Here is a 6,256-nt window from a genome sequence, read left to right on the forward strand (position 1 = left end):
ACGAAATACACGGCCTATAACTTTACCGGCCAGCCTACCAGGTTGCGCCATGTTCATACTGCCCAAGGCAAGGCTGTCCGTACGGAGGTCCGTACATATTCCTATGACCATGCAGGCCGGTTATTGACGGTGAAGCACAAGCTGGATGCTTTGGGAGAGGTTACGCTCGTGAACAATGTCTATGACGACCTGGGGCGTCTACAGTCGAAGTCGCTGCATGGCAGTGCCGTCAACAAGCAGACCTATGCTTACAACATCCGCAACTGGCTGACGGGGGTCAGCGGAAGCAAGTTCACGCAGAATCTGTATTATAACACCGGAAACGGAGTAGCGAAGTACAACGGCAGCATCAGCAGCATGACTTGGAAGGCAGGCAATGAAAGCACCGTCCGCGGCTATAAGTTCACCTACGACGGTTTGGATAGGATGCTGAATGCTATTTATGGGGAAACGGCAGGCATCAATACGAATGCCAACCGTTTCAGCGAGAATGTGACGGGCTATGACAAGAACGGTAACATCAAGGGATTGCAACGTTACGGGCAGACCGGAGCTTCTGCCTACGGCCTGATAGACAACCTGACTTTTACGCTGAACGGTAATCGGTTGAACCGCGTGGACGATGCGGTAGCGGTTTCCACTTACAACGGCGGCTTTGGTTTTAAGGACGGCGTGAAGCAGGCGAATGAATACACTTACGACGCTAACGGGAATTTAACTAAAGATTTAAACAAGGGAATTACCAACATATCGTATAATTGTTTAAATTTGCCGAATGCAGTAACCTTCAGTGACGGAAGTACAATTACCTATACCTATGGAGCTGACGGCACAAAGCTAAGAACAGTCCATAAGATAGGCAGCGCTACCACCACTACCGATTACTGCGGAAATGTGGTCTATGAAAACGGAGTGCAGAAGATGCTTCTTACCGAAGAGGGCTATGTCAACCTGACCGGAACTCAGCAGTATCACTACTATCTGAAAGACCATCAGGGGAACAACCGGGTAGTTGTCAACCAGTCAGGCACTGTAGAGGAAACGAACCATTACTATCCCTTCGGAGGGGTATTTGCAAGTACTACGAATGTCCAGCCTTATAAGTATAACGGCAAGGAATATGACACGAAGAAAGGACTGAATTGGTATGACTATGGAGCAAGGCATTATGATGCGGTACTGGGACGGTTTACGACTGTTGACCCTCTGGCGGAGAAGTATTATTCGATAGGGATGTATGCATATTGTAGTAATAATTCCGTACGCTATATTGATCCGACAGGTATGTCCATAAGTCCGATTTATGACGAAGAAGGTAAGTTGATTGGTACAGATGATGAAGGTCTGCAAGGAGAGGCCATTATTATGAACAAGTCAAACTTTAAACAAGGCATGTCTCATGAAGAGGCACTAAGCCATAGTTTAGGGTATAATGGATTGGCAGATGAAGAAGCGCGCTCTAACTACTTGGAGAGTTATACAAGTCTTAAAGACAGACCGGATTATGATGGATATTTGACCTTGGAGGAAGCTAATAAATGGTATAGGGAAGGGAAAGGACAACCTCTATTCACATCTTTAGCAAAAATAGATTTATCAGGGATATACTCTTTAGGAGAAAAATATGTGAGAGAAATAAAAAGTTTTAATTTATTGTTGCATAGTGGCTCCTTAAATGATGGATTAGTATACGGAAACGTTACTTTAAAACGATATCCGAATCATTCAGTAAGAGCTTTTTCTGATAAATATGATTTTGAAATGCACAATGGTCGGAATCCATTGAATTGGGGAAGAAATATAGAAACTATTATAGGAAATAGGGTTGCAGGAAGGGGACAACCATATGAAATAAATATTTATGGAAGTGCTAAACTGACACCATTTTTACCTTGGATAAAATAATATGAAGAGATATGAAAAAGGGATGTATTGTTCTACATTTGCTTTGTAGTTTATTTATTCAAAGTTGCATTTCTGATTCTATTAAGAACTTAGGAAATGGATATTTTTATAGAGATGAAGGAGAGAATATAAAAGATATTCTTTGTCAAAATTCCAATGGTGGAGAAATACCGGCAACTGTACTTGACTATATCTATAACGATGAATATATTATTGCAAAACAGAAGCCTAAATATCCTCAAGAACCTTTATACAAAAGAAAATATGAATATGGAACAAACGATAGTTTATTCTATTGGATAATTTTAAAAACAAACGATGTTGTATTGGGACCTTTGAGTTGGCAAGAGTATTTGGATATGAGATTAAAATACCAAATACCAATTGAGCTATCTTTGTACTGATTTTTTGTCGCAGCGGATGTTCTTCATCCGCTGCTTCTGAATATTAGAATCTCCTGCTTCGATAAGCCAAATGATTCCCTGCTTATATTGCCCCATCTCTATAAGCAGGGAATTTTATTTCATACCTGACGAACGTTCCGGGCGGAGCTTTATTGAACCGCATAGCCTATAAAGTGAACGGGACAGGTAGGAACGCCACGCTTTCCAAATCAGGGAACTGCTCTTCGGGCAATCTTTACATTGTGCGCACCACGGACGAGGACAGGAACGTTTCCTGCCTATTCACCGACAAGCTGGGACGTATGGTATTGCAGCGCCGGGTCATCGGAAGCGACAACCACGACACCTACTATGTCTACGACAACCGGGACAATCTCCGTTTCGTCCTTCCCCCGCGCCTGCGGGACGAGGGAATCTCACAGGAAAGGATGCACTGGCCTATTGCTATCAGTACGACAGCCGCGACCGCTGCGTGTGGAGGAAGCTGCCCGGATGTGATGCCGTGCGCTATGTCTACGACAAGGCCGACCGTCTGATTTTCGTGCAGGACGGCAACTTGAAGGGACAAGGCAGATGGCGCTTCACCATTCCCGACGCTTTGGGCCGTACAGTGCTTTCCGGCCTCTGCTCCGAGCCCCTGCCGGTGGACAGAAGTGCGGTGGAAGCGGAATTCACGGGCAGCGGAAGCTATAAGGGATATGCCGTGAAAGTGGGTGGAACCGTCCGTGCACTTTCGGGAAGCAGGCTGCTCACAGTGAACTACTACGACAACTATGACTTTCTTGGCAAGAACGGTTTCCCCGCCTATGCCTACGACAGTTCCATGGAGTCCTCCGGATACGGCACCAAATCCGATGCCCGGGGAATGCTTACGGGCAGCGTGACGGGCTTGGCCGGGGACGGCGCCGGACAGCTTTACAGTGTGGTGTATTATGACCGCCGTTCACGGCCCGTCCAACGGCAAAGTTCCAATTCCCTGGGAGGCAAGGAAACGGAATACACGGCCTATAACTTTACCGGCCAGCCTACCAGGTTGCGCCATGTTCATACTGCCCAAGGCAAGGCTGCCCGTACGGAAGTCCGTACATACTCCTATGACCATGCAGGCAGGTTGTTGACGGTGAAGCACAAGTTGGATGCTTTGGGAGAGGTTACGCTCGTGAACAATGTCTATGACGACCTGGGCCGTCTACAGTCGAAGTCGCTGCATGGCAGTGCCGTAACAAGCAGACCTATACTTACAACATCCGCGGCTGGCTGACGGGGGTCAGCGGAAGCAAGTTCACGCAGAATCTGTATTATAACACCGGAAACGGAGTAGCGAAGTACAACGGCAGCATCAGCAGCATGACTTGGAAGGCAGGCAATGAAAGCACCGTCCGCGGCTATAAGTTCACCTACGACGGTCTGGACCGTCTGCTGAATGCTATTTATGGGGAAACGGCAGGCATCAGCACGAATGCCAACCGTTTCAGCGAGAACGTTACAAACTATGACAAGAACGGCAACATCAAGGGATTGCAACGTTATGGGCAGACCGGAGCTTCTGCCTACGGCTTGATAGACAACTTGACCTTTACCCTGAACGGTAATCGGTTGAACCGTGTGGATGATGCGGTGACGGCTTCCACTTACGGTGGAGGCTTCGAGTTCAAGGACGGCGTGAAGCAGGCGAACGAGTACGCCTACGATGCGAACGGCAATTTAACTAAAGATTTAAACAAGGGAATCACCGGAATATCGTATAATTGTTTAAATTTGCCGAATGCAGTAACCTTCAGTGACGGAAGTACAATTACCTATACTTATGGAGCTGACGGCACAAAGCTAAGAACAGTCCATAAGATAGGCAGCGCTACCACCACGACGGATTACTGCGGAAATGTGATCTATGAAAACGGAGTGCAGAAGCTTTTGCTGACGGAAGAAGGCTATGTTACTTTGAGCGACAGCAAGTATCACTATTACTTGAAAGACCATCAGGGTAATAACCGGGTAGTCATCAACCAGAGCGGCACGGTAGAGGAAACGAACCATTACTATCCTTTTGGAGGAGTGTTTGCAAGTGCAGGCAGTATTCAGCCTTATAAGTACAACGGCAAGGAGTTTGACAATAAGAAGGGTTTGAATTGGTATGATTATGGGGCGAGACATTATGATGCTGCGTTGGGAAGGTTTACGACGAATGACAGGTTTGCAGAGAAGTATTATTCGATGTCACCGTATCAGTATGGGGCGAATAATCCGGTAAATAACATAGATGTGAATGGAGATACAATTGTTGTAAATCCTAATCCTAATGGCTTGATAGATAATGTGAGAATGTTTTTTGGATTTGATACCAAGTATCAAAAGGACGTGAAAGCAGATTTGCAGCAACTTAAGAAGGATGATAAGGAAATTGGTGAGATGATTATTGAACTGGAGAAAAGTAAGAATGTTCATTCAATAACAAGGACTAAACGAGGAAAGTCTAATTCTTCAGGATTTGATAGAGAAAAAGCTAAAAAAGACATTCCGCAAGGAAGCATTATAAATTATGACCCTGATGTTAAAACGGATATTAATGGAAATCATCGGACACCAAGAATTGGTTTAAGCCATGAGTTACAGCATTCGTCGGATGTAGATAAAGGTATTATGTCTTATGAAAATATAGGAAATGGAATACCCATGAGAGAAATTCGTGCTATTAATACTGAGAATAAAATTAGAAAAAGAACAGGAGATGCAAAAAGAACGGAATATCGTGGAAGGAAAATACCCCAAAAACTGTTGGAATAAGATTATCCTTATGTTGGGTATTAATCTCTTATTTGTAATGTGTGTACATAAAACAAGTGAGAGGTATGAAGATATGTTTGTTGATTCTACTTGGCAAAGTCCTTTTGTTGCAATGAATATAGAATACAAAGATAGTGTATATTCGATAGTTCCAAGAGAAGGAGATATGTACCTATTTCTGAATGATGGGGTAGCTAATAAGAAATATCGATATGAACTTTTTCCAATTTTATTAGAACAGACATTGGGTATAGACAGCATTACATTTTGTTCACTAAAGGAAATGGACTGTATGGTAACTCCACAGCCATACATAGATTCAATTTATAAAGGAAAAGTAGAAAATCTTATTTCTTTGCTTTTTAATGAGAAAGGTGTACTTTCTGTTGGTTTGTCATATCCAGAAGAAAAATATTTGATTTATTTGTTATTTCATCATGGAGTTTATCTTAATACAGATTGCGAAACTGGAGTTTTGTATATCTTAAATAAATAAGTATTTTATATTCTTGAAATAATCTATTTAATTGCTATCCTAACATCAGATATTACTATATCTTGCATGTTAGGATAGTTTTTTATTTACTTCCCGCTTCCGGAAAGACTACAAGAGAGGAAGTATACACTTACAGCTACGACTATGCTGACAGGGTGAGCAAGGTGGAGCATACATTGGGAGGCAGCAAGATAACCCTCTACGACTGCGATTACGACAAATTCAGGCGATTGTACACCAAGTTGCTGCACGGTTCCGCCACCAACAAGCAGTCGTACACTTACAATGTTTGTAGCTGGCTGACGGGAATCAGCGGCACACGCTTCACACAGAACTTATACTACAACACGGGTGTGGGTACTGCGAAGTACAACGGCAGCATCAGCAGCATGACCTGGAAGTCCGGGAACGAAAGTACAGTCCGCGGTTACAAATTCACTTATGACGGTCTTGACAGAGTACTGAACGCTACCTATGGCGAGACAGCAAGTATCAGCACGAATGCGAACCGCTTCTCGGAGAACGTTACGGGGTATGACAAGAACGGCAATATCAAGGGATTGCAGCGTTACGGGCAACTCTCTTCAACCTCCTACGGCCTGATAGACAACCTGACTCTCACCCTGAACGGCAATCAGTTGAGCTGTGTGGAGGATGCGGTGAGTAC

Annotated in this window: 6 protein-coding genes and 1 pseudogene; all 7 read left to right on the forward strand. The window is 44.2% G+C overall.

Features of this window, described 5'->3' with window-relative positions; genetic code table 11:
* Nucleotides 1-1,905, forward strand: a 1,905-nt coding sequence (locus tag DWY57_RS21435) for an RHS repeat-associated core domain-containing protein (RefSeq protein WP_243634723.1), incomplete at its 5' end; no start/stop codon positions are given.
* Nucleotides 1,906-1,916: 11 nt separating this feature from the next.
* Entirely contained in the window at nt 1,917-2,309 is a 393-nt protein-coding gene (locus tag DWY57_RS18080; protein WP_117965026.1) for a DUF3997 domain-containing protein, read from the forward strand.
* A 173-nt stretch (nt 2,310-2,482) separates the two neighbouring features.
* A complete protein-coding gene (locus DWY57_RS20750) occupies nt 2,483-2,845 on the forward strand; it encodes a hypothetical protein (RefSeq protein ID WP_133302463.1) in 363 nt (120 codons plus the stop codon).
* Nucleotides 2,782-3,570, forward strand: coding sequence for a hypothetical protein (locus tag DWY57_RS18085; protein WP_119962197.1), 789 nt, complete (start codon nt 2,782-2,784; stop codon nt 3,568-3,570). Before DWY57_RS20750 ends, DWY57_RS18085 begins: the two co-directional genes overlap by 64 nt.
* Nucleotides 3,571-3,656: 86 nt before the next feature.
* Nucleotides 3,657-5,093, forward strand: coding sequence for an RHS repeat-associated core domain-containing protein (locus DWY57_RS18090; protein ID WP_120164405.1), 1,437 nt, complete (start codon nt 3,657-3,659; stop codon nt 5,091-5,093).
* The gene (locus DWY57_RS18095; protein WP_118931273.1) at nt 5,059-5,589 is read left to right on the forward strand and encodes a hypothetical protein; all 531 of its coding nucleotides are present in this window, start codon (nt 5,059-5,061) and stop codon (nt 5,587-5,589) included. Before DWY57_RS18090 ends, DWY57_RS18095 begins: the two co-directional genes overlap by 35 nt.
* A 62-nt stretch (nt 5,590-5,651) precedes the next feature.
* A pseudogene (locus tag DWY57_RS18100) lies at nt 5,652-6,256 on the forward strand (RHS repeat-associated core domain-containing protein); the annotation flags it as partial.

Source organism: Bacteroides sp. AF25-5LB, assembly GCF_003602965.1.
GTDB lineage: Bacteria > Bacteroidota > Bacteroidia > Bacteroidales > Bacteroidaceae > Bacteroides > Bacteroides uniformis.